Genomic DNA, 1,549 nt, shown 5'->3' with positions numbered 1-1,549 from the left:
GAACCCCGGTCGGGGGTTCTCATCCCCCCCTGTGGAGAATATAAAAGAAAAGAGCCCGTACTTTCGTACAGGCTCTCATCTCGAATATGGCGGTGAGGGGGGGATTGACTCGCTTCGCTCGCCCCTGCGGGGCAGCCCGCTTACTGCGTGCGCGGTCTGTCCAACTGGCTGCGCCAGTTGTCGAACCCCGGTCGGGGGTTCTCATCCCCCCCAGCGGAGAATATAAAATAAAAAAGCCCGTACTTGCGTACAGGCTCTCATCTCGAATATGGCGGTGAGGGGGGGATTCGAACCCCCGATACGTTGCCGTATACACACTTTCCAGGCGTGCTCCTTCAGCCACTCGGACACCTCACCATATTGTCTTTCCCGTTGTTGTCGGGAACGGGCGCTAATGTAGGGAAATACGTATCGCCCGTCAATCAACTTTTTGCAAAAAAAGCGCGTTTAGACAAACTTCGAGCAACTTGCTCCTTAAACGTGCGAAATCCGTTTTTTTTGTCGCCAGTAGCTTTTCCCTTTTCGCTCGGGGGAAATTTGTTATGCTGGCAAACCAATAGAAAACAATGAGTAAAATAAGACGCCAGCGTCAATCGGCCAAAGGCGTCTGCTATCAGGAGCCCCTATGGAGATTATTTTTTACCATCCGACCTTTGATACCCAATACTGGATCTGTGAGCTGGAAAAGCAGTTACCCGGCGCGCGGGTGCGCGAGTGGAAAGCGGGCGATAACCGGCCGGCGGACTATGCCCTGGTCTGGCATCCGCCGGTAGAGATGCTGCAGGGCCGGGCGCTGAAGGCCGTGTTCGCCCTCGGGGCAGGGGTGGACTCTATTCTCAGCAAGCTGCGCGACCATCCGGATATGCTGCCGCTGTCGATTCCGCTGTTTCGTCTCGAAGATACCGGTATGGGACGGCAGATGCAGGAGTATGCCGTTAGCCAGGTGCTGCACTGGTTCCGCCGCTTTGATGACTATCAGGCGCTGAAGCTGGCGTCCCGCTGGCAGCCGCTGCCCGAGTACCGCGCCGACGAATTCACCGTCGGGATTATGGGCGCCGGCGTGCTGGGGGCGAAGGTTGCGGAAAGTCTGCAACCCTGGGGGTTCCCGCTTCGCGTCTGGAGCCGTAGCCGCAAATCCTGGCCGCAGGTGCAGAGCTTCGCCGGCCAGGCCGAGCTGGGCGAATTCCTGCAGGGCACTCGCGTGCTGATCAACCTGCTGCCGAATACCGCCGAAACCGCCGGCATTATTAACCAGACGCTGCTGGCGCAGTTGCCTGATGAGAGCTATGTCCTCAACCTTGCTCGCGGCGTGCATGTCGTTGAAGAGGATCTGCTGGCGGCGCTGAACAGCGGTAAGCTCAAAGGGGCGATGCTCGATGTCTTCAGTCGCGAACCGCTGCCGCAGGAGAGCCCGCTATGGGCGCATCCGCGGGTGGCCATGACCCCCCATGTGGCGGCAGTGACCCGTCCAATGGAAGCTATCACCTACATTGCGGAGACCATTAGCCGGCTTGAGCGAGGGGAGCCGGTAAGCGGTCAGGTCGACCGC

At 58.8% G+C, this 1,549-nt stretch carries 1 protein-coding gene, 1 tRNA gene and 1 other RNA gene; 1 reads left to right on the top strand and 2 read right to left on the bottom strand.

All coding sequences use genetic code 11. From position 1 onward, the window contains the following. Positions 1–87: 87 nt before the first annotated feature. Positions 88–226: non-coding RNA, RtT sRNA (locus HMPREF9538_RS29570), on the bottom strand. 43 nt (positions 227–269) lie between these two features. Further along, positions 270–357: transfer RNA gene (locus tag HMPREF9538_RS18825), tRNA-Ser, on the bottom strand. 268 nt (positions 358–625) lie between these two features. Between HMPREF9538_RS18825 and ghrA the strand changes: the two genes are divergently transcribed. After that, positions 626–1,549: glyoxylate/hydroxypyruvate reductase GhrA (gene ghrA, locus HMPREF9538_RS18830; RefSeq protein ID WP_009484526.1), on the top strand; the 924-nt coding region annotated here is incomplete at its 3' end.

The sequence above is a fragment of the Klebsiella sp. MS 92-3 genome (assembly GCF_000195655.1).
GTDB classification, from domain to species: Bacteria; Pseudomonadota; Gammaproteobacteria; order Enterobacterales; family Enterobacteriaceae; genus Klebsiella; species Klebsiella pneumoniae.
Note: the sequence above shows the minus strand (reverse complement) of the source record. Positions and strands in the feature narration are given on the sequence as shown.